Source organism: Microcoleus anatoxicus (assembly GCF_042465725.1).
GTDB classification, from domain to species: Bacteria; Cyanobacteriota; Cyanobacteriia; order Cyanobacteriales; family Microcoleaceae; genus Microcoleus; species Microcoleus anatoxicus.
Genome location: NZ_CP120853.1, coordinates 1781196 through 1801692, shown reverse-complemented (window position 1 = coordinate 1801692; position 20497 = coordinate 1781196). Strand labels below are relative to the sequence as shown.

The following is a 20497-nucleotide window of genomic DNA, read 5'->3' as shown; positions in this document are numbered from 1 at the left end:
GCATACCACGTAAAATCGGGGAGAAAGATCATATCTCAGCAGCACATGACTTTGGCCGAAAAACTAGCACAAGATTGGAAGTCTCGACTGGAAAAAGATTGCCAGGACGAAAATTCTAGCACTCGCCAGAGTGTGGTTCGCTGGCTGTTGGGAAACCAGCCAGATAGATTTGACACTCTCCATCCTACTCAATTGGCGATCGCCACTGGGGCGATCGACTTTTTGTATCGAATTTTGATTTCTCGGTATCTGGGATTGCCGCCGGAACAAGCTTACCGCAACTTGATCGGGCGACTGGGCGGTTTGGTGGTGTTGCGACAAAAAATCCAAGCGTGGGTGTCTTTGAGTCGCGACAGACAGCGGAGTGTGGTGGATGTGCTGCAAGAAGTGATCCAGGAAATGCTCAATTCCGATCGATATCTTCAGCAGCAAATCGCCTGGATTGCTGAATGTACCTCAGACACACGCTTGCGAAATTCTTTGCTGCTAGCAACTGTAGAAGAATATTGTTTGCGCCCGATCCGCAACCAGCCCCTGCTGGTGTATCGTTTTGTCAACTACCTGCGGCGTTCCCAGCGGGGCGGCTTAACCCAAGTCCCAGCAGGAGACTGGGTGCGGCTGGTGTCGGAACAGGTACTACCGGATGATACAGATGAACCTGTCAGCCTACTAGACGAACAGGCGATGTCTGACTATCTTGAAACTCAAGCTTGGGAGGAACGGCAAGCTCAGCGCCAGATTGTCCAAGCAGAGTTTGAGGCTTATTTGGCCGCCCAAGTCGATCCGCAGGCCTCTCAGTGGCTGCGGCTTTACCTGCAAGGGCGTTCCCAGGAAGCTATCGCCGAAGCTTTGAATGTTCCGATCAAGCAAATTTACCGCTTGCGAGAAAAAGTCAGCTACCACGCGATTCGGGTGTTCGCAGTCAAACAATCCCCCGAATTAGTCGCTAGTTGGCTGGAAACTTCTCTGCAAGAACACAGTTTGGGTTTGACTCCTAGTCAGTGGGAGCAATATTGGCAAAGCCTGACTGATGCTCAACGGCACTTGATAGAATCGCTCAAAGCAGGTAAAAGTGTAGAGACGATCGCCTCTGAACTTAAATTGAAAACCAATCAGGTTATTGGCGAGTGGACTAAACTCTATTTAGCAGCTCAATCTCTTCGCAACGATCGCTCCTGAATCTGTTGCAGACCATTGCTAATAGTTAATTATTTGTAACATTTTGCTTCTATGCTCGATACAAATCAGTTCCCGATCCGGTGTCTTTTCTGTGAATTGCTAAATTGAAAGTGACCCGATCGCGATCGCCTGCCTTAATTGTCAGCAATTAACTGCGACTCTTGCTTGGTAGGATAAGATACTAGCAGCACGATCGACTTCTGAGGATTTTCTACCTAATCCTAAATTAACTATTACACTCACGTATCTAGCAAGCAACGCCTCCGAGCGATGCTGCCAAATGTGGGCCCTGACAAATCATGATTTGAAGTCAATTGAAGCGGTTGTCTATAAATTATTCAGTTGTGGTGCATATTTAAAATTTGTGAATTAGTCACAAAACCCCCTGGATATCGGACGATCGATCCCAGGAGCAACTTGGACTCACGATTTTTATTCAAAAGAACATTCAGCCTTCAGACTTGTGCCCCGTCAGGGAAGTTACAGCGTTTAATTTGATGGATGAGGTTGGTGTGTCGCAAAAAGCGCGATCGCGCTTGTCCCCAACTATTACTTATTAACTAATGGTATACACATCTCCAACAAACTCAGCGACGGTCATCAACACCGATCGAATATTTTCATTAATCGATACGGTTGTCCCCTTTGAAGCCTGTCTTTACTATCAAGTTTTGCCTCTATCTCTAGAAGGTAATATATTAAAACTGGGCGTAGTCGATCTACAAGATGACTCGGCTTTAGACTATGTACAGCGAATTTTAGCTTACATGAATTGCTCTGTTACCACGGAGCAACTTTCATCAGAAACTCAGCACTCAATGCTCTCAGCGTACTTATTGCACGCTAACCAACCAAGAGAAGCAGTGCCCACAGCCACCACAGCAGCTTTTACCCAGACAAATCCCTCTCTGGGGAACAAGACAACGGTACAGTCATGGCCAAAAGCAGAAACAGTGCACTCAGCGCCAGAACCCGAACCTCCCAACAGCTTGGGCTTAAAACCTGCGCCAAAAGTAATTAAACCAGATTCTGAGGTTTCCCACCCAGAAATCGGGTTGCCAGTTTTGGAGATAGAACCCTTGCACTTGTCAAGTCCCATGGAACATTTGGCAAAATTACCCGCGCGACAATTGCTGCATGAATTGCTGGGCAAAATATTACTAGAAGGTATCGGCCGCCTGTTTTTTGAGCGACAGCCGTTGCAAGGCCGGATTCTGTGGAGTCAAGACGGCATTTTGAAATCAATGCTTGAAGATATCAATCCCCTATTGTTTCAAGAAGTCATCGACGAGTTGAAGCGGATGACAGATATGCCTGTGAGTAGGGTAGAACACATAGAACAGGTGGAAGTTGAGCGAATTTATCAAGAAACTCATTTGTTATTGCGCTTGCGGGTGATGCCTGCCAACGGTGGCGAAGAAGCGACGCTGCAAGTGTTGCGGGGGGCAGCTTTGAGGTTTTATGAGCAGCAACAGTTGTCTAATTTGAGTCGGGATGCACTAAAATTAGCTCAGGAATTGCAGCGAAAAGTAAATCAAATTCGCGATCGCACTCGACTTGGTCCCTTGCCCTTAGATGGTTTACCAGCCTTGGAAAAAGTAATTAGAAATGTTGACGATCAAATAGAAGCTTTGATGCACCAACACCATCTTGAATAGTAATATATAGCCTTTCTCATTAATATGAAGTCCTCTTAACTGGTTCAGTCCTGGACGCATGGGGAGTCAAAAACCCGGTTTCTACGTGAATATTTGTCTCAAAAAAACGACAATTTTTGGAAGAAACCGGGTTTTTCGCGTCCAGGACTATGGTTTCTAGGAACAGCCTGGGAACCAGTACACCAGTACATCATCAGTGCTCGAAAACATCTTTGTATTGCAATAAATCCAAACTTACAAAAACGGGCAAACACTGAAAACATTGCTGTGCAACTTCCCAACGTTCCTCTCGCTGCAACATCGCCGTCAACTTCTGTTTAGCACTCAACAAATAGAGGACATCGTTCCCAGCATATCGCAGTTGTTCCTCTGAAAGATTGTCAAAATTTCCCCAATCGGAACTTTGAGAAGTTTTATTTAATTCTACCTTTTCCAGTTCAAGAATTACTTCTTTCAGTCCGTGTCTGTTGGTATAAGTTCTCGCAAGTTTACTAGCTATTTTATTGCAGAAAACCGGGGCAATGTCAATCCCTAAATTGTAACGCATTGTTGCCATATCGAAGCGAGCAAAGTGAAATACTTTTTCAATATTCTCAGCTTCCATTAATTTCTTTAAATTGGGCGCTTCTTTTTGACCTTTAGCAATTTTGATCGCGACAACTTTACCTTCCGGGTTGCACAACTGCACCAAACACAGGCGATCGCGCCAGGGCATCAAACCCATGGTTTCGGTATCAACAGCGATCGCCCTTGCGGTCAAATAGTAAGATAAGAGAGAATCGGGAAGATCGCGATCGCACACTTGAAAATTTGGAAATTCCATTATTTAAGAATTGGGAATGGGGAATTGGGAATGGGGAATTGGGAATTGGGAATTGGGAATGGGGAATTGGGAATTGGGCATTTATTATTTGTTATTTGCTGTTCTGCTACCAATAACTCATAACTAATGACTCATGACTAATGACTAATGACTTTAAATTAACGACTACGGACAAAAAGCTGAGTAAAATAATACTCCCCTTTCGCATTTTTCGCAATCCCAATCCCAGTCAAATTAAACTGACCCTCCATATTCTTACGGTGGCCATCACTCTTAATCCAACCATCAACAGCATTACGTACCGGGTCGCTGAAGCCCATATTGTAAGCCACATTTTCAGCTACACTTTGATAAGGAATGGCGATCGCCTTAGCCCGCCCCTCAAACCCGTCGTGGCTAAACTTAACCTTCCCACTCGCCATATTTTCGCTATGAATCCTAGCTTGCTTAGTAATTCGCGGATCGATACTAAGTGGCGGCAATTTCTTAGAAGCTCGATATTGATTAACTTGTTGGTTTACCGCTGTTTCTAAATCAGTAATTGAGCTAGAAGCAAGATTAGTATTCTTCATGGGATTTTGTGGCTGCGATTCTGTAGGAATAACTTGGGAACAATTAGGCAGGATTGCTAGCAATCCCAGGGACATCAAAACTAAAGATTTGTACATGACATAAACCGAGAGAGCAAGTTAATTGTTATACCATTTTTCTTTCATATGTGCTATGGATGAAGTCTTAGCCCCCCCTTAATAAGGGGGGGTTGGGGGGGTAATATCTAGCGCTACTTTATGAAATTGGTATTACTAATTCCTACAGAGCGATCGCCCAAAATTCCGTTAAACTAGATATTCAGAACCTTCGCCACAGTCTGCACATCCTTATCACCGCGTCCAGAACAGTTAAGCACAATCCGCGGACTGCCGGTTAACTGCGGACAAAGAGTCTCCAAAAAGGCGATCGCATGAGCAGTTTCCAAAGCCGGAATAATCCCCTCCAACTGCGACAACCGTTGAAAAGCATCCAAAGCTTGTGCATCAGTAACACTGTAATATTCAGCCCTACCAACATCCTTCAAATAACTATGTTCCGGCCCCACACCAGGATAATCCAAACCTGCACTAATCGAATGCGGCTCAATGACTTGGCCCTCATTATCCTGCAACAAATAACTCATCGCCCCGTGCAGAACACCCACAGTTCCCTTAGTCAAAGTAGCCGCGTGTTTATCAGTTTCCACACCTTCTCCCGCCGCTTCAACACCAATTAACCGCACAGTTTCTTCCCCAACAAATTCATGGAAAAGACCCATAGCATTAGAACCGCCGCCCACACAAGCTAATAAAATATCCGGCAAACCATTCCACTTTTCTAGACACTGAGCGCGGGTTTCTTGACCGATAATTGCATGGAAATCCCGCACCATCATCGGGTAAGGATGGGGGCCGGCCACAGAACCCAGAATGTAATGAGTTGTTTCGACATTTGTTACCCAATCGCGAATCGCTTCGGAAGTAGCATCTTTGAGAGTTCCAGTACCCGCTGAAACACCCCGAACTTCCGCTCCCATCAAGCGCATTCTGAATACATTTAAAGCCTGTCTTTCCATGTCGTGAACGCCCATGTAGACAACGCATTCTATACCGAAACGAGCGCAAACAGTGGCAGTAGCAACACCATGTTGACCGGCTCCAGTTTCGGCAATCACGCGCTTTTTGCCCATGCGTTTTGCTAGCAATGCTTGAGCCAAAGCATTGTTAATTTTGTGAGCACCAGTGTGGTTTAAATCTTCCCGTTTGAGGTAAATTTGCGGGCCAGTTCCGTCTGGTTTAGCGTAGTGTTCGGTGAGGCGTTCCGCGAAATACAATGGACTGGGGCGGCCTACATAATCCTTGAGTAATTGTTGGAGTTGCTGTTGAAATTCGGGCTCGCTGCGGTATTTGTGGAAAGCTGCTTCGAGCTCAAATAAAGCCGGCATGAGGGTTTCGGGGACGTATTTGCCGCCGAATTTGCCAAATCTGCCGAGGGAGTCGGGGCGTTGGGCGGTGGTGGTTTCGGTGGTGAGACGCAGGGGTGTGACTGTCACGGACTTTGTGGGGATAATGGGACAGATTTTATTATATCTAGTGGATGGGGCGGGGCGGTGGGCGATCGGGTAATTTTGCGAGGGCTGCAAAAAATCGCTGGAATGGCGGAAGTTGGTTCGAGCCTTCGATATATTGCCCTGTAAGGGTTTCAGCGATTTTTATTGTGGGTGAGAGGCTGTTTGTACAGACATTTTTGGGAGTCCTCGCAAACGACCTCTGGACACATTGCGCTGTATGGGGTGTACAATGGAGAGGTCCCCACTCGCTGGGGAAACTAATTGAATGGAAAAGACGCAGATGCCTGTCCAACTTGCACAAAGGATGCACGTCCCCACTCGCTGGGGAAACTAATTGAATGGAAACTTAACAATTATAAATTCTGTTCTTGCTAATCCAACGCAATTTTCTCCTTGGGCGGGGGCGGGTTTATTATATTTTTGGTTTCCGACGTAGACTATTTGTAAAACCCGCCCCTACATGACCTGTAGGGGCGGGTTTTACGAATAATATTTAATACCAACAAACAATTTAGATAAACCCGCCCCCACACAGCCGATAATCTAGATTAACCTCATGTGCGATCTATAAAAAGCTACAATCAGCTATAAATTAGCTGTTTCCGCCAATAGTTCCGATTCCTCAATCATCGATTCCGAGTCAGAACCCAAATCACCATCTTCGACAGTAATTCCTAATTTAAATCCCAACGCTTCGAGCAACTCTACAAAACAGTAAATTTCCGAACCAGAACTTACTGTTAACATTTTGTCAAGTCTTTCATGATACTTTTTAGCCGAATCCGAAAGAGCATTCATCCTGATTCGAGCCTCAATTACCTTTCTAATTGCATTTCTGAGCAATTCAGGTTCAGCATCTTTCTCTTCCAAGATAGCCTCAAGATACCCAGCAGATTCTTCCGGCTCTTTCAGAGATTCAATGAGGTACTCGCGGTAGCTATCACTCCTAGGCATTTTCACATTGTTCATAATCTTTCCAGTATTCTATAGCTTGTTGAATGTTTTTTTCTTGGGTGCTTTTATCCCCAGCTATGAGGATTACCACAATTGTCAAACCAACTTGTCCGAAATAGACGCGGTAGCCTGGGCCATAATTAATTCTGAGTTCAAAAACTCCTTCTCCCACCGACTTAAAATCTCCGAGATTACCTTGCTCAACTCGGTCAAGCCTAGACTTGATTCTAAATCTAACATTCCGATCGCGCAGGGAATCAAGCCACTCAGTAAATGGCGCTCTACCCTCTGCTGTAGTGTAACGTCGAATTTCTCTCTCGTTCTACTTCCATAATTTTATCACAGTCGATCGGCAATTTATATCATAGGGCGATTAAGAGTACATTCAGCAGGCAACTCACTATCTTCCACAGTAATCCCTAATTTAAACCCCAAGGCTTCAAGCAACTCTACAAAACAGTAAATTTCCGAACCGGAACTTGCTGTCAGCATCTTATCAAGCCTTTCATGATACTGCTTAGCCGCATCCGAAAGAGCATTCATCCTCATCCGAGCCTCAATTACCTTTCTAATTGCATTTCTGAGCAATTCAGGTTCAGCATCTTTCTCTTCCAAGATAGCCCCGATAAAAGCACCAGCGTGTTCCGCATCTTTGAGAGATTCTATTAGGGACTCGTAGTAGCTATCGCTGGTAGGCATTTTCAGTTGTTTCATAGTCAGTCGAATACTCCTTCGCTTTGAGAATATCTTGTTCTTGGGTACTTTTATCCCCACCACAGAGCAGAATCACAATTGTCGTTCCTACTTGTCTAAAATAGATCCGGTAGCCAGGGCCGTAATTAATCCTGAGTTCATAGACAGCATCTCCCACTGACTTATAATCCCCAAAATTACCGAGACTAACTCGCTCAAGCCTTGCATCAATCTTAACTTGGGCCTTACCATCTCGTAGAGCATAGTACCACTCTAAGAAAGGAATCCTGCCATCGGGTCGGATATAACGTCGAATTTCCCTGGCTTGTACTTCCATAATTTTATCACAGTCGATCGCCAATTTCTATAATAGGGCGATTAGGAGTACATTCAGCAGGCAACTCACTATCGTAGTCAGAACACGATATAATTCAATTGAAACCGGAAAATGTGCTATCAACAGCCCAAAAATCAATTCCCGTATGGGCGGGTTTTACGAATAATATTTAATCCCCAAAAACAAGCTAAATAAACCCGCCCCCACCCACAGAAAATCTCCAAAAACCAAACTACTATGAGTACATCAAAACCCAAAAACTCCAATACAAACAACCAATCAGGAAAACGAATTGTTTACTCCGAATTTGGCAACATAGACAACTCCGCAGCCCTCCAACGAGGCATACAAGAAATTCCCCCAAATAAACAAAACCTCAAAATCGAAGCATCCCGAAAAGGACGCGGTGGCAAAACAGTTACAGTCATCAGCGGATTTCAAGAAAAACCCGAAACTTTAGCAACTTTAGCAAAACAGCTAAAAGCCCAATGTGGCACGGGCGGTACAGTTAAGGATAATGAAATCGAAATTCAAGGCGAACACAAGCAAAAACTGCTCGAAATTATCACAAAATTAGGCTATAAAGCTAAAATTAGTGGAGGGTAAATTAGTAGGGGCGGGTTTATGAGATACTTAGTTTTCAACAGAGATGGTTGGTAAAACCCGCCCCTACATCGCGCAAATCAGACAAGAACCAATCCACCAGAAATGATCTTACAAATTACCGCCGAGTTTAATGTATACTAGACCCTTAGCCCGCTTGATCGAACAATTGCAGCGCTTGCCAGGAATCGGCCCAAAAAGTGCCCAGAGACTCGCCTTACATATTCTCAAACGACCCTATGAAGAAGTGCAAACCCTGGCTCAATCCTTAATTGATGCCAAACAGCAGGTAGGATTTTGTCAAGTGTGCTTTCACTTATCTGCTGAACCTGTTTGCGAAATTTGTCACAATCCCAACCGTGACAATTCTACCATTTGCGTAGTCTCAGAATCCCGCGATGTGATTGCGTTGGAAAAAACACGGGAATACGGAGGTAAATATCATGTTATCGGCGGTGTCATCTCCCCCATGGATGGAATTGGCCCGGAACAATTGAATATTCAACCATTAGTCAGGCGCGTTAGTCAACAAAAGATTGAGGAAGTAATTATTGCGATTAGTCCCAGTGTGGAAGGTGAGACGACTACGCTTTATATTGGCCGTTTATTGAAGCCTTTTACACGGGTGACTCGCATTGCTTTTGGTTTGCCTATGGGGGGAGATTTGGAGTATGCTGATGAGGTGACTTTGGCCCGCGCTTTGGAGGGAAGGAGGGAGTTTGATTAGTTGAATATGGGTAAGAGAAACGAACCGCGAAGACGCGAAGGACACGAAGGAAGAAAGAGAAGTGATGAGGATGAGTTTATAATTGATTTGTCTAATTCAAAGTTAAACTAAGTAAAGTTACCAAAAGTGAAAAATCATGGCTAAATTCGATCGCCCTTTAAGTTACCCCACAACGCGCAAAATCGACCAAACTGATGACTACCACGGTGTCCCAGTATCGGACCCCTACAGATGGCTGGAAAATCCCGACTCTGAGGAAACCCAGGCTTGGGTGGAAGCCCAAAACGCAGTCACTTTTGGCTATCTCCAGGAAATTCCGGCTAGGGAAAAAATTAAGCAGCGACTGACTCAGCTTTGGAATTACGAAAGATATGGCATACCTTTTAAAGAGGGCGATCGCTATTTTTATTACAAGAATGATGGTCTACAAAATCAATCTATTCTCTATACTTTAACATCCCTTGATGGTGAACCGCAAGTATTACTTGACCCGAATACTTTGTCGGAAGATGGGACTGTTGCTTTGGGTGGTATGGCTATTAGTGAAGATGGCAAATTTATGGCCTATGGTTTGTCTACATCCGGTTCTGATTGGCAAGAGTGGAAAGTCCGCGATGTCGAAACTGGCGCAGATTTATCAGACCATTTAAATTGGCTTAAATTCTCCGGCGCATCTTGGACTCACGACGGTAAAGGCTTTTTTTACAGTCGCTACGATGAACCTAATGAAAAAAGCAAGCATGAAGATGTTAATTATTACCAAAAACTGTTTTACCACAGGCTAGGCACTCCTCAATCGGAAGATGTCTTAATTTACGATCGCCCTGACCAAAAAGAATGGGGTTTTCGTGCTGAAGTTACTGAAGATGGCAAATATTTAATTATATCAGTTTGGCGCGGTACTGACCCCCAAAATCTGATTTTTTACAAAGATTTAACCGCCCCAGAATCCGCTGTCATAGAACTGATTAACGAATTTGAGGCGGAGTACAATTTTATCGATAATGATGGCTCTGTTTTCTGGTTTAAAACCGATTTGAATGCACCGCTCGGCCGCGTAATTGCGATCGACATCAACAATGCAGAAAGTCAAGGTAAGTTCACAGAAATTATCCCCGAAGCAGCCGAAACCCTGGGAGGAATTGGCATCCTCAATAATCAATTTGTCACTTCCTACCTGAAAGATGCCTATACCCAACTTAAAATCTTCAATTTAGATGGCTCCTTTGTGCGACAAATTTCCTTGCCAGGAATTGGTTCTGCCGGAGGATTTGGCGGTAAGCGTTACGAAACTGAAACTTTTTATGCTTACACCAGTTTTACCACGCCTAATACCATTTACAGCTACAATATGCTGACAGATGAGAGCAAAATTTACCGCCAGCCCAAGGTAGATTTTAACCCGGATGATTACGAGACAAAGCAAGTATTTTATCCCAGCAAAGATGGTACCCAAGTACCGATGTTTATCACTCACAAAAAAGGTTTGCAGCTAGATGGTAATAACCCCACGTATCTTTATGGCTACGGTGGTTTTAGCATATCCCTAACTCCCAGTTTTTCTGTTAGCAGAGTTGTGTGGTTGGAGATGGGTGGGGTTTATGTGACAGCTTGTTTGCGGGGTGGTGGCGAATACGGCGAAGCATGGCACCAAGCAGGGACGAAGTTGAACAAACAAAATGTGTTTGATGATTTTATCAGCGCGGCCGAATGGTTGATCGCAAACAAATACACTCAGCCAGCAAAATTGGCGATCGCAGGTGGTAGTAATGGTGGTTTATTGGTGGGAGCCTGCATGACTCAGCGGCCTGAGTTGTTCGGTGCAGCATTGCCCGCTGTGGGTGTGATGGATATGTTGCGCTTTCACAAGTTTACCATTGGTTGGGCCTGGACTTCGGAATATGGTTCTTCCGAAAATGCAGAGGAATTTCCCACAATTTACGGCTATTCTCCCTTGCACAATCTCAAACCGGGTACGGCTTATCCGGCGACGATGATTACCACAGCAGATCATGACGATCGCGTGGTTCCCGCTCACAGTTTCAAGTTTGCTTCGGCTTTGCAAGAAATGCACGGGGGAGAAAAACCCGTGTTGATTCGCATTGAAACTAAGGCTGGGCACGGTGCTGGTAAACCAACGGCGAAAGTGATTGAAGAATTGGCTGATGAATGGGCTTTTTTGGTGCGGGAACTGAGTATTAACGCTTAGAAAGCCAGCGCTGGAGGGTGCGATCGCCTCTAGCAATCTCAAATCCGGGTATCATACCCCCCTTGATGCCGATCGCCCTTGTAGCCCTTGTAGAGTAAGTCATACCAATTTCATGAAGTAGCGTTAGATATTACCCCCCCAACCCCCCCTTGCTAAGGGGGGGCTAAGACTTCATCACTAGCACATCTTTAGAAAAATGGTATCGCTGAACAATTCTCGCCAACCACACAAAGATGCGACAAGGGATGCCGTTTTGCGGCAGGATAAACGGGGTAGCAAACCCGGATTTGATATTACAGTTAAGGAAACTTTACAGCATTGTGCTTTGAGATCCCGGACAACTTTTATGAAGTCGGGGATCTCGCTATTTTTAATTTACAGTGGGGAATTTTGGGTTTATTAATTTTTTCACTATTTAATTGTAAATTTTCAATTTATATGATAATCTTCACCATTAATTATGGTAATTATAAACTATATAACTATTAAACTATTAATTGTCAACGCCTATATTTTTTGACAGTGATTTAACTCTTCACATTCTTTATTTTAAAAATATTTTCCCTCCATGTTGAGCGAGCTAATGTAAATATAAACACACTGAAAATAATTCCGAACTCACAATTACTGAAAGTTGTTCGCACGTATTGAGCTAATTGTCGATCGCCCCCTTAAAGCTCTGTCACCCTTGCAAAATCTAGACTTTAGCTACAGTTGAAATACCTGTAAGTGCTGATTTTTCTCAGATTTAGGGTGATTTTTTGTCTGAGGCGATCGGATTTATCCGATCGCACTTCCTGTATAAATTTTACTTATTTGAAATAACTAAATAGTAGAAAACACGTAAGTATTTTAGATTGGAAAACAATCCGTTACAAAACTTAATATTTTATTGTTTGTCGATTTTTCTAAGATCGGTTAGCTTAAACGAGGCAATTAAGTCGATCGGAAATGAAGTTTACCAGCGAGTACAGTATGTCAATCGTGAAAACACGTAATTATCAAAAAACTGTGAGTAACATCTCATGGGGAAATTCCTGCTTGACAGCCAAATCACAAGAGAGCAAAGATCTAGTAATTTTCGACTCGCAAGTAGACAACTATCAACAATTAGTCAACGGAGTTAAAGCGGGATTTGAAGTAATTGCGATCGATGGATTCCGAGATGGCATAGCACAAATCAGTGAAATTTTGGGCGATCGCCACCACATCAACAACATTCACATAATCTCTCACGGCGAAGCAGCAGCACTAAAACTTGGCTCAACAGAACTCAATATTCACAACTTAGAAACCTACAGCAGCCAATTGCAGCAGTGGGGAAAAGCACTCAACAAAGCAGCCAGCATTCTACTCTATGGCTGTAACATAGCCGCCAGCGAATCCGGCATTAAATTTATACAAAAAATTAGCGAAATAACCGGCGCACATATTGCCGCTTCCCACAACCTCACAGGAAGCGCAGCACTAGGAGGCGACTGGGAATTAGAAATTACTACAGGAAAAATCAATACCGAAATAGCCTTTGAAAAACAAGTCCTAGAAGACTATCCATCAGTCCTAGCTACCTTAGTCGCCGAAAACTTTAAAAACGATACAGTAATCGGACCTTGGATCTATGGAATTTCTGGCACTTCTGCTAACCCAGGCTTAACCGCAGGTGCCGTCAACCCCAACGGCGTTATTCCCAATGTAGGGACTGGCGAGCCACCCGGATCATCCAGCGATCCAGTCGGCTCAGGCGCTTTGAGATTAACAGGAGCTCTCGGTAACCAATCAGCTTATGTCCTCTACAACAACCCCATCTCTGCCACTGATGGTATAAGAGTTACCTTTGATTTATTTGCCTATGGCTCCACGAGCACTGAGGGTGCAGATGGCCTAAGTTTTTTCCTGATTGATGGAACAGCAACACCAATAAAAGCGGGAGGCTTTGGTGGATCTCTCGGCTATGGTAGCAATAATAGTCTAACTCCTGCTCTGAGATCCGAAGGCATTGTAGGAGGTTATTTAGGTGTCGGATTGGACGAGTTTGGCAACTTTTCCGAGCCTCAACCGCTCCCACCAGAACGATCGACTTTTGGGCGTGTGGGTGGTCCCGGAATTAGACAAGATTCAGTAGCAGTTAGAGGCAGTGAAAGCAGAACTTATGAACATTTAAGTTTTAATTTTTTAACTAACACTTCCATTTCTCTTGGCATAGATAATCAAACTGCAACCAGTCGGACCGCTACTAATACTAAAAGAAGCGTCCAAATTACATTATTTCCGGTGAATTCACCAACACCTAACCGTCTCGCAGTGGCCATAGACTTGGATCAGAACGGCAGCTTTGATGCAACTGAAACACTGATCGACATCCCAAATTTGATAACCGTAAACGGAGCAGTACCAGATACTTTTAAATTTGGCTTTGCTGCTGCTACAGGTGGCTACAACAACATTCATGAAGTTAACAATCTCATCGTCGAAAGTATAAATCCTCCTACACTCACAGCCGACGTTTCCATTGCCAAACAAGGACCCCTGGTTGCCGCCCTAAACAGCGCGATTACCTACACAATTACCTCCACTAATATAGGACCGAGTACCAGCGACGCGAAAGATGTCCTAGTTCAAGATATCCTGCCCCCAGGCTTAACAGGAGTCACCCCATCCAACAGTGGCACATACAACCCCACCACCAGGACTGTCTCCTGGCCAGTGATTCCGACTTTGACCAGCGGTAGTAGCGTCACTTACACCATCACCGCCATAGCTCCAGCAACACCCACCACCATCACTAACGTCGCTTACAGTAATTCCAGCACTTTCGATCCCGTTGTTGCAAACAATAATACTTCGCTACCAACCTCTAGGGCCATCACTACAATAACTGCTATTGCTGACCTAGCTACTACCAAAACCGGGACTAATAGTGCTCCATCGGGTTCCACCGTCAGTTATACAATCACCACAAAAAACAACGGGCCGAACACCGCCGATAATATCACCATCACCGACAGCATCATTCCCGGCTTAACAGGAGTAGTTGTATCCGACAGCGGTACCTACAACAGCACTACAGGGATAGTCACCTTCCCCCTAGCCACCTTAACCAATCAAGCCAGCACCACCCGCACCATCAGCTTCATCGCACCCACAGGAGTCAGCGTCTCCAACACCGCCAGCAGTAGCTCCAGTGCGCTAGATCTCACTCCCAGCAACAACGCTGCTACAGTCACCACAGCTCTAACACCGAGCGCCGATGTCATTACCACCAAAACCGGGACCAATAGTGCAGCACCAGGCTCCACCGTCAGTTATACAATCACCACAAAAAACAACGGGCCGAACACCGCCGATAACGTCACCATCGCCGACAGCATCATTCCCGGCTTAACAGGAGTAGTTGTATCCGACAACGGTACTTACAACAGCACTACAGGGATAGTCACCTTCCCCCTAGCCACCTTAACCAATCAAGCCAGCACCACCCGCAGCATCAGCTTCATCGCACCCACAGGAGTCAGCGTATCGAATATTGCCAGTAGTAGCTCTAGTACCCCAGACCCCACTCCGGGTAACAATGACGGTACTGCACCGGGTGCCAAAGTCACCACCGCTCTGACACCGAGCGCCGATGTCGTCACCACCAAAAGCGGGACTAATAGTGCTGCATCGGGCTCCACCGTCAGTTATACAATCACCACACAAAACAACGGACCAAGCACCGCCGATAACGTCACCATCACCGACAGCATCATTCCCGGCTTAACAGGAGTGGTTGTATCCGACAACGGTACTTACAACAGCACTACGGGGATAGTCACCTTCCCCCTAGCCACCTTAACCAATCAAGCCAGCACCACCCGCACCATCAGCTTCATCGCACCCACGGGAGTCAGCGTATCGAATATTGCCAGCAGTAGCTCCAGTACCCCAGACCCCACTCCCAGTAACAATGACGGTAGTGCAACGGGTGCCAAAGTCACCACCGCTCTGACACCGACACCGACACCTCCAACACCGGTCAACCAACCCCCTGTTACCAACAATACCAACGCAGTCCTAGCACCCAACAGCACCCTTCAACTTGCCGGACTCGGAGGCACGGACCCCGACGGGAGCATCGCCTCTTATACAATAGATACACTACCCCCCGTCGCCCAAGGAGTCCTGTTCTTAGGAGACCCAGCCAACGGTGGTGTCGCTGTCACACCGGGTCAAGTGCTGACACCAGCCCAAATTAGCCAGCTATTTTTCAAGTCCACAGGTACGTTCACCGGAGCCAAATTTAACTACAGAGCTACTGATGACAAAGGTCTCAGCAGTCCCGCGGCTGCTACGGTATCAGCCTTGTTACCTAGTCCTAACCAACCGCCTGTAACGAATAATGTGAATACAGCGATCGCACCCAACAGCACCGTTCAACTCCCCGGACTCGGAGGAAGTGACCCCGACGGAACCATCGCCTCTTATACAATAGATACTTTGCCCCCCGTCGCCCAAGGAGTCCTGTTCTTAGGAGATCCAGCCAACGGTGGTGTCGCTGTCACACCAGGTCAAGTGCTGACACCAGCCCAAATTAGCCAGCTATTTTTCAAGTCCACAGGTGCATTCACCGGAGCCAACTTTAACTACAGAGCGACAGACGATAAAGGTCTCAGCAGTCCTGCTGCTGCTACGGTAGCGGAGAGCGTAACACCCACGCCAACACCAGTCAACCAACCCCCTGTCACCAACAATACCAATGCAGTCCTAGCACCCAACAGCACCGTTAAACTCCCCGGACTCGGAGGAAGTGACCCCGACGGGACGATCGCCTCTTATACAATAGATACACTACCCCCCGTCGCCCAAGGAGTCCTGTTCTTAGGAGACCCAGCCAACGGTGGTGTCGCTGTAACGCCCGGTCAAGTGCTGACCCCAGCCCAAATTAGCCAGCTATTTTTCAAGTCCACAGGTGCATTCACCGGAGCCAACTTTAACTACAGAGCTACTGATGACAAAGGTCTCAGCAGTCCCGCTGCTGCTACGGTATCGGCTTTGCTACCTGGTGCTAACCAACCGCCTGTAACGAATAATGTGAATACCGCGATCGCACCCAACAGCACCGTTCAACTCCCCGGACTCGGAGGCACTGACCCCGACGGGACGATCGCCTCCTATACAATAGATACTTTACCCCCCGTCGCCCAAGGAGTCCTCTTTTTAGGAGACCCAGCCAACGGTGGCGTCGCTGTAACGCCCGGTCAAGTATTGACCCCGGCCCAAATTAGTCAGCTATTTTTCAAATCCACAGGTGCATTCACCGGAGCCAACTTTAACTACAAAGCTACTGATGACAAAGGTCTCAGCAGTTTGGCGACTGCGACTGTAGCGGAGAGCGTAACACCCACGCCAACACCAGTCAACCAACCCCCTGTCACCAACAATACCAACGCAGTCCTAGCACCCAACAGCACCCTTCAACTCCCCGGACTCGGAGGCACTGACCCCGACGGAACCATCGCCTCTTATACAATAGATAGTCTGCCCCCCGTCGCCCAAGGAGTCCTGTTCTTAGGAGACCCAGCCAACGGTGGTGTCGCTGTAACGCCCGGTCAAGTGCTGACACCAGCCCAAATTAGCCAGCTATTTTTCAAGTCCACAGGTGCATTCACCGGAGCCAACTTTAACTACAAAGCGACAGACGATAAAGGTCTCAGCAGTCCCGCTGCTGCTACGGTATCGGCTTTGCTACCTGGTGCTAACCAACCGCCTGTAACGAATAATGTGAATACCGCGATCGCACCCAACAGCACCGTTCAACTCCCCGGACTCGGAGGCACGGACCCCGACGGAACCATCGCCTCCTATACAATAGATACTTTACCCCCCGCAGCCCAAGGAGTCCTCTTTTTAGGAGACCCAGCCAACGGTGGCGTCGCTGTAACGCCCGGTCAAGTATTGACCCCAGCCCAAATTAGTCAGCTATTTTTCCAGTCCACAGGTACGTTCACCGGAGCCAACTTTAACTACAAAGCTACTGATGATAAAGGTCTCAGCAGTCCGGCGGCTGCTACGGTAGCGGAGATTGTCGCTCCCACGCCAACTCCATCACCAGTACCAACACCTCCAACTCCGATCAACCAACCGCCTGTTACCAACAATATCAATGCAGTCCTAGCGCCCAACAGCACCCTTCAACTTGCCGGACTCGGAGGAAGTGACCCCGACGGGAGCATCGCCTCCTATACAATAGATACTTTGCCGAACGCCGCCCAAGGAGTCCTGTTCTTAGGAGACCCAGCCAACGGTGGTGTCGCTGTCACACCGGGTCAAGTGCTGACACCAGCCCAAATTAGCCAGCTATTTTTCAAGTCCACAGGTGCATTCACCGGAGCCAACTTTAACTACAAAGCGACAGACGATAAAGGTCTCAGCAGTCCCGCTGCTGCTACGGTATCGGCTTTGCTACCTGGTGCTAACCAACCGCCTGTAACGAATAATGTGAATACAGCGATCGCACCCAACAGCACCGTTCAACTCCCCGGACTCGGAGGCACTGACCCCGACGGGAGCATCGCCTCCTATACAATAGATACTTTACCCCCCGTCGCCCAAGGAGTCCTCTTTTTAGGAGACCCAGCCAACGGTGGCGTCGCTGTAACGCCCGGTCAAGTATTGACCCCGGCCCAAATTAGTCAGCTATTTTTCAAATCCACAGGTGCATTCACCGGAGCCAACTTTAACTACAAAGCTACTGATGACAAAGGTCTCAGCAGTCCGGCGGCTGCTACGGTAGCGGAGATTGTCGCTCCCACGCCAACTCCATCACCAGTACCAACTCCCACGCCATCACCAGTACCAACACCAACTCCATCACCAGTACCAACACCAACTCCATCAGCAGTACCAACGCCCACTCCATCAGCAGTACCAACGCCAACGCCAACTCCCCTGGCCAATGAACCCCCAGTGTCTAGCAATGCTACCTTGAGCATTCCCCCCAATAGCAGCAAACAAATAACAGGATTGTCAGCCACCGACCCCGACGGGTCGATCGCCTCTTACACTATCAACACTTTGCCCCCAGCAGACCAAGGAATCCTATTTTTAGGAGACCCAGCTAACGGTGGCGTTCCCGTAACACCTGGTCAAACCCTGACTCCTCCACAGATTCAGGAATTATTTCTCCAAACAACTGGTAATTTTACCGGGGCTAATTTCACTTACACCGCCACGGATAACGAAGGGGCTATCAGTAATCCCTCCACGGCTACTGTGACTGCTATCTTACAGCCAGTTTTCCCCACACCCACTCCCATGGTGGAACCCGAAACAGACTGTGGGTGTGAGCTGCTTGTGGAAACACCGGAAATTAACTTTTTGCCACCAACACAACCCCCTGAAGTCTCATTTAACAGGCCAGAGACACCAGTGCCGCTTGAGGAACAAACCCTTAAAGGCACTAATGGCAACGACTTCATTCAGGGTAGCAATCGTAACGAAAAAATTATCGGTTTTCGAGGTCGTGACCTACTTTTAGGTGAAGGTGGTAACGATGTAATTTACGGCAACCAAGACAATGACACAATTTTTGGCGGATTTGGCAGCGATGTTGTTTACGGTGGCGAGAACGACGATTTTATAGCCACTGGGAAACAAAACGATTGGATTTCTGGCGACTTAGGTTCTGATACTCTTTTGGGCGATCGAGGTGCGGACACTATTTTGGGAGACACCGGGCTAAACAACTCTCAGAGTCCTGACGATGCTCGCGATTTAATCTTCGGAGGCGATGGTGCAGATGTCATCAATAGCAACGAGGGTGACGATACCATTCATGGTGGCAAAGGTAATGATATTGCCTTTGGAGGTCGAGACAATGACCTGATTTGGGGTGAACTCGGCTCCGATACGTTGATTGGCGGTACTGGAGAGGATAGCTTGTTTGGTGGCATCACTGACAACAGAGCTAAGGACTTCCAAGGACGGGACTTGCTCTACGGAGGTTTCGGCAACGATTTTCTGAGCGGCCAAGAAAATGACGATACGCTAATTGGCGGCAAAGATAATGATGCTGTTTATGGAGGCAGAGGTAATGACCTAATTTTTGGTCAATTAGGCTCTGATACTCTCTACGGTGGAGAAGGTATTGATACCATCCTCGGTGACAGTGGCAGTTCCAACTCCATTGGGGATACTGGCGAACAAGATTTAATCTTTGGTGGTACCGGTGACGACATCATTGCCGGCGGTAACGGTAATGATACCGTGCAAGCAGGTAAGGGCAACGATGCCGTTTGGGGTGGCAAAGATAATGACTTGATTTGGGGCGAACTTGGCTCTGATACCCTTACCGGAGACAGTGGAGACGACACTATGTACGGTGGTACTCGCAGTCGATTCAAGGATGTCGAGGGGAATGACTTGCTCTTGGGGAATATCGGTTCTGACTTATTATTCGGCGATGAATCTGAGGATACTATCAGTGGCGGTAAGAGCAATGATTCTCTCTACGGTGGCAAAGGTAACGACCTCATACATGGAGACAGCGATGATGACTTAATTTATGGCGGTGATGGTAATGATGAGCTTTGTGGCGATGATGGCAACGATACCATCTTTGGCGATCGCGCCGATGACAGCGGTGTTTCTGTGGGTACTGCTGGCCAGCAAGATTGCATCAGTGGCGGTGCTGGCGAGGATTTGCTTTACGGTAATGAAGGGGAAGATACTCTCAACGGGGGTGATAGTAATGACACTCTCTATGGAGGGAAAGATAAGGACATTCTCAATGGCGGTGATGGTGACGATCTACTGTTTGGTGGCTTGGGCGATGATACTTTGATTGGAGGTATCGGAAGCGATCGATTTGTGTTGAGTGCTGCTAGTGGCAATGATACTGTGATTAATTTTGAGGTTGGTGTCGATCGATTTGTCTTGACTGGTGGTCTGAGTTTCCAGCAGTTACAATTTACACCTACTCTCAACGGTACACTGCTGCGAGTAGCTGGAACTACTGATGTTGTAGCTACTCTGGTGGGAGTTAATGGGGCGATAAGCTCCTCTGATTTCCTCTAATACCATTTTCATAAAGTCCTACTACAGATGTAGTTCAAAGCCCCCCCTTGGGTTCGGGGGGGTTGGGGGGGGTAGATATAAGTTTGTTAGCGATTTATATCAAATCCGTTGACATCGGAATGATTAATCTCTCTCTTCTCTTCCTTCGCGTCATAAGCGCCT

The 20497-nt window shown here is 46.8% G+C and carries 13 protein-coding genes; 6 read left to right on the top strand and 7 right to left on the bottom strand.

The features are described 5' to 3' along the window. The first annotated feature begins 45 nt into the window (after positions 1 to 45). Both P2A85_RS07770 and P2A85_RS07765 read left to right on the top strand, forming a co-directional pair. Positions 46 to 1179 carry a HetZ-related protein 2 gene (locus tag P2A85_RS07770; protein ID WP_377478452.1) on the top strand — a complete coding sequence of 378 codons (1134 nt, stop codon included), beginning with the start codon at positions 46 to 48 and terminating at the stop codon, positions 1177 to 1179. 563 nt (positions 1180 to 1742) lie between these two features. After that, positions 1743 to 2837, top strand: a complete 1095-nt coding sequence (locus P2A85_RS07765; RefSeq protein ID WP_377478451.1) for a hypothetical protein — start codon at positions 1743 to 1745, stop codon at positions 2835 to 2837. Between the two features lie 193 nt (positions 2838 to 3030). On the opposite strand, the gene P2A85_RS07760 is transcribed toward P2A85_RS07765, so the two are convergent. The 7 genes from P2A85_RS07760 to P2A85_RS07730 form a co-directional block, all read right to left on the bottom strand. Next, complete coding sequence (locus P2A85_RS07760; protein WP_377478450.1) at positions 3031 to 3660, bottom strand: ribonuclease D; 630 nt, start codon at positions 3658 to 3660, stop codon at positions 3031 to 3033. A 158-nt stretch (positions 3661 to 3818) separates the two neighbouring features. Beyond that, positions 3819 to 4328, bottom strand: coding sequence for a CAP domain-containing protein (locus P2A85_RS07755; RefSeq protein WP_377478449.1), 510 nt, complete (start codon positions 4326 to 4328; stop codon positions 3819 to 3821). Between the two features lie 173 nt (positions 4329 to 4501). Then, positions 4502 to 5743 (bottom strand): tryptophan synthase subunit beta, encoded by a 1242-nt coding sequence (gene trpB, locus P2A85_RS07750; RefSeq protein ID WP_377478448.1) that lies wholly within the window; start codon positions 5741 to 5743, stop codon positions 4502 to 4504. Positions 5744 to 6346: 603 nt separating this feature from the next. Continuing rightward, positions 6347 to 6730 carry a DNA-binding protein gene (locus tag P2A85_RS07745; protein ID WP_377478447.1) on the bottom strand — a complete coding sequence of 128 codons (384 nt, stop codon included), beginning with the start codon at positions 6728 to 6730 and terminating at the stop codon, positions 6347 to 6349. Next, positions 6708 to 7025 (bottom strand): type II toxin-antitoxin system RelE/ParE family toxin, encoded by a 318-nt coding sequence (locus tag P2A85_RS07740; protein WP_377481363.1) that lies wholly within the window; start codon positions 7023 to 7025, stop codon positions 6708 to 6710. The genes P2A85_RS07745 and P2A85_RS07740 overlap by 23 nt, the downstream gene beginning before the upstream one ends. 47 nt (positions 7026 to 7072) lie before the next feature. Beyond that, positions 7073 to 7429 (bottom strand): DNA-binding protein, encoded by a 357-nt coding sequence (locus tag P2A85_RS07735; protein WP_377478446.1) that lies wholly within the window; start codon positions 7427 to 7429, stop codon positions 7073 to 7075. Further along, positions 7398 to 7745: a type II toxin-antitoxin system RelE/ParE family toxin gene (locus tag P2A85_RS07730; RefSeq protein WP_377478445.1), complete on the bottom strand. Its 348-nt coding sequence runs from the start codon at positions 7743 to 7745 to the stop codon at positions 7398 to 7400. Before P2A85_RS07730 ends, P2A85_RS07735 begins: the two co-directional genes overlap by 32 nt. Before the next feature lie 237 nt (positions 7746 to 7982). Here P2A85_RS07730 and P2A85_RS07725 point away from each other — a divergent pair, with 237 nt between their 5' ends. From P2A85_RS07725 to P2A85_RS07710, 4 genes are all read left to right on the top strand, one after another. After that, entirely contained in the window at positions 7983 to 8351 is a 369-nt protein-coding gene (locus P2A85_RS07725; protein ID WP_377478444.1) for a translation initiation factor, read from the top strand. 130 nt (positions 8352 to 8481) lie between these two features. Beyond that, on the top strand, positions 8482 to 9075 hold the full coding sequence (gene recR, locus P2A85_RS07720) for a recombination mediator RecR (protein ID WP_340550543.1): 594 nt from the start codon (positions 8482 to 8484) through the stop codon (positions 9073 to 9075). A 136-nt stretch (positions 9076 to 9211) separates the two neighbouring features. Further along, positions 9212 to 11284 (top strand): prolyl oligopeptidase family protein, encoded by a 2073-nt coding sequence (locus P2A85_RS07715; RefSeq protein WP_377478443.1) that lies wholly within the window; start codon positions 9212 to 9214, stop codon positions 11282 to 11284. A 1011-nt stretch (positions 11285 to 12295) separates the two neighbouring features. Next, positions 12296 to 20335: a DUF4347 domain-containing protein gene (locus P2A85_RS07710; RefSeq protein ID WP_377478442.1), complete on the top strand. Its 8040-nt coding sequence runs from the start codon at positions 12296 to 12298 to the stop codon at positions 20333 to 20335. The last annotated feature ends 162 nt before the right edge of the window (positions 20336 to 20497 follow it).

Coding starts and splice junctions, on each gene's coding strand:
- P2A85_RS07770 (WP_377478452.1), top strand. CDS start 46: ATGACTTTGGCCGAAAAACTAGCACAAGATTGGAAGTCTCGACTGGAA.
- P2A85_RS07765 (WP_377478451.1), top strand. CDS start 1,743: ATGGTATACACATCTCCAACAAACTCAGCGACGGTCATCAACACCGAT.
- P2A85_RS07760 (WP_377478450.1), bottom strand. CDS start 3,660: ATGGAATTTCCAAATTTTCAAGTGTGCGATCGCGATCTTCCCGATTCT.
- P2A85_RS07755 (WP_377478449.1), bottom strand. CDS start 4,328: ATGTACAAATCTTTAGTTTTGATGTCCCTGGGATTGCTAGCAATCCTG.
- P2A85_RS07745 (WP_377478447.1), bottom strand. CDS start 6,730: ATGAACAATGTGAAAATGCCTAGGAGTGATAGCTACCGCGAGTACCTC.
- P2A85_RS07735 (WP_377478446.1), bottom strand. CDS start 7,429: ATGAAACAACTGAAAATGCCTACCAGCGATAGCTACTACGAGTCCCTA.
- P2A85_RS07730 (WP_377478445.1), bottom strand. CDS start 7,745: ATGGAAGTACAAGCCAGGGAAATTCGACGTTATATCCGACCCGATGGC.
- P2A85_RS07725 (WP_377478444.1), top strand. CDS start 7,983: ATGAGTACATCAAAACCCAAAAACTCCAATACAAACAACCAATCAGGA.
- recR (WP_340550543.1), top strand. CDS start 8,482: ATGTATACTAGACCCTTAGCCCGCTTGATCGAACAATTGCAGCGCTTG.
- P2A85_RS07715 (WP_377478443.1), top strand. CDS start 9,212: ATGGCTAAATTCGATCGCCCTTTAAGTTACCCCACAACGCGCAAAATC.